Origin of the sequence: Pseudomonas sp. Yb2C2, assembly GCF_052112325.1 — a bacterium.
GTDB classification, from domain to species: Bacteria; Pseudomonadota; Gammaproteobacteria; order Pseudomonadales; family Pseudomonadaceae; genus Aquipseudomonas; species Aquipseudomonas marginalis.
This window is the reverse complement of the sequence record NZ_JAVAJK010000057.1, coordinates 1-1,568: the sequence shown is the minus strand read 5'-3', so window position 1 is coordinate 1,568 and position 1,568 is coordinate 1. Positions and strand designations below refer to the sequence as shown.

Genomic DNA, 1,568 nt, shown 5'->3' with positions numbered 1-1,568 from the left:
CCGGCGCACAGCCCTTGAGCACCAACCGGATAATCGTCTGCGCCGCCGCTTCATAATCGGCCTCATCCAGCTTGGCTTTGCCGGTCACCGCGGAAATCTGCCAGTCGAAATCCGCATAGGTCTGCGTCGCCGCCCAGATGCTGAACATCAGGTGATGAGGGTCGATAGCTGCAATCAACCCGCGATCCACCCAGCTCTGGATGCAGTCGATATTGTGCTTGGCCTGGGCGTTGAGTTGTTGGACCTGCTCGGCACTCAGGTGCGGTGCGCCATGCATGATTTCGCTGGCGAACACCTTGGAGGCGAAGGGCAGGTCGCGGGAGATGCGGATTTTCGAGCGGATGTAGTTGCTCAGCACCGCTGAAGGCTCGCCCTCGGGGTTGAACGGCGTGGACGCCGCCAGGATCGGCTCGATAATGCTTTCGAGCACCTCGCGGTAGAGGTTGTCCTTGGACTTGAAGTAGTAATAGACGTTGGGCTTGGGCAGCCCGGCCTTGGCGGCGATGTCGCTGGTTTTAGTCGCGGCGAAGCCCTTGTCGGCAAACTCCTCGCTCGCCGCCCGCAGGATCTTTTCTTTGTTGCGCTCGCGAATGGTGCTCATAAAGTGCTCAGTCTCACAGATACTGTTTCTTTTTGACGGCGTCTGTTGCCGCCATTCTGCGTCGCCGCTCCTCCCCATAGCGAGCTATGAGTCGTCGCGGCTCCTTGCCTGACGACAACAGCCACTCGCCAAAAGAGAAACGTATCTATGAAACTGAGCACGGGGAGTTTCCTTGCCAGGACAGGCGGTTGCGCATGGTAGCACCGGCTATCCGCGGGCCTCAACAATGTGCCCGCAAAGCCCTGCGCCGCGTTATGCTCCGCCCATCCCTCTCTTAAGGAAGCCCGATTCATGGCAGGAAGCAGCTTGTTGGTGTTGATCGACGACATCGCCGCAGTACTCGATGACGTTGCCCTGATGACAAAAGTAGCGGCAAAAAAAACCGCCGGAGTGCTCGGCGATGACCTGGCGCTCAACGCCCAGCAGGTTTCCGGCGTGCGTGCCGAGCGGGAAATCCCGGTGGTATGGGCCGTTGCCAAGGGGTCCTTCATCAACAAGTTGATCCTGGTGCCCACTGCGCTGTTGATCAGCGCCTTTGCCCCTTGGGCCGTCACACCGTTGTTGATGCTCGGCGGCGCCTACCTGTGTTTCGAAGGCTTCGAGAAGCTCGCGCATAAATTCCTGCACAGCAAGGCTGAAGTCCAGGCCGACCATGCGCAGCTGGTTGAAGCGGTGGCTAACCCGGCTACTGATCTGGTGGCCTTTGAAAAGGACAAGATCAAAGGCGCTATTCGTACCGACTTCATCCTCTCTGCGGAAATCATCGCCATCACCCTCGGCACCGTGGCCGATGCGCCGTTGATGCAGCAAGTGATTGTCCTGTCGGGCATCGCCATCGTCATGACCATCGGCGTCTACGGGCTGGTGGCCGGTATCGTCAAGCTGGATGACCTGGGCCTGTGGCTTACCCAGAAGCCTGGCCAGATGGCTCGCAGTATCGGTGGCGGCATCCTGCGCGCGGCGCCGT

At 59.6% G+C, this 1,568-nt stretch carries 2 protein-coding genes; one reads left to right on the top strand and one right to left on the bottom strand.

Annotation, left to right across the window (positions count from 1 at the left end):
- On the bottom strand, positions 1–601 hold a 601-nt coding region (locus tag Q8X51_RS32120; RefSeq protein ID WP_407695010.1), incomplete at its 3' end, for a TetR/AcrR family transcriptional regulator.
- Positions 602–892: 291 nt separating this feature from the next.
- On the opposite strand from Q8X51_RS32120, the gene Q8X51_RS32115 reads away from it, so the two are divergent.
- The coding region (locus Q8X51_RS32115; protein WP_407695009.1) for a DUF808 domain-containing protein at positions 893–1,568 on the top strand (676 nt) is incomplete at its 3' end.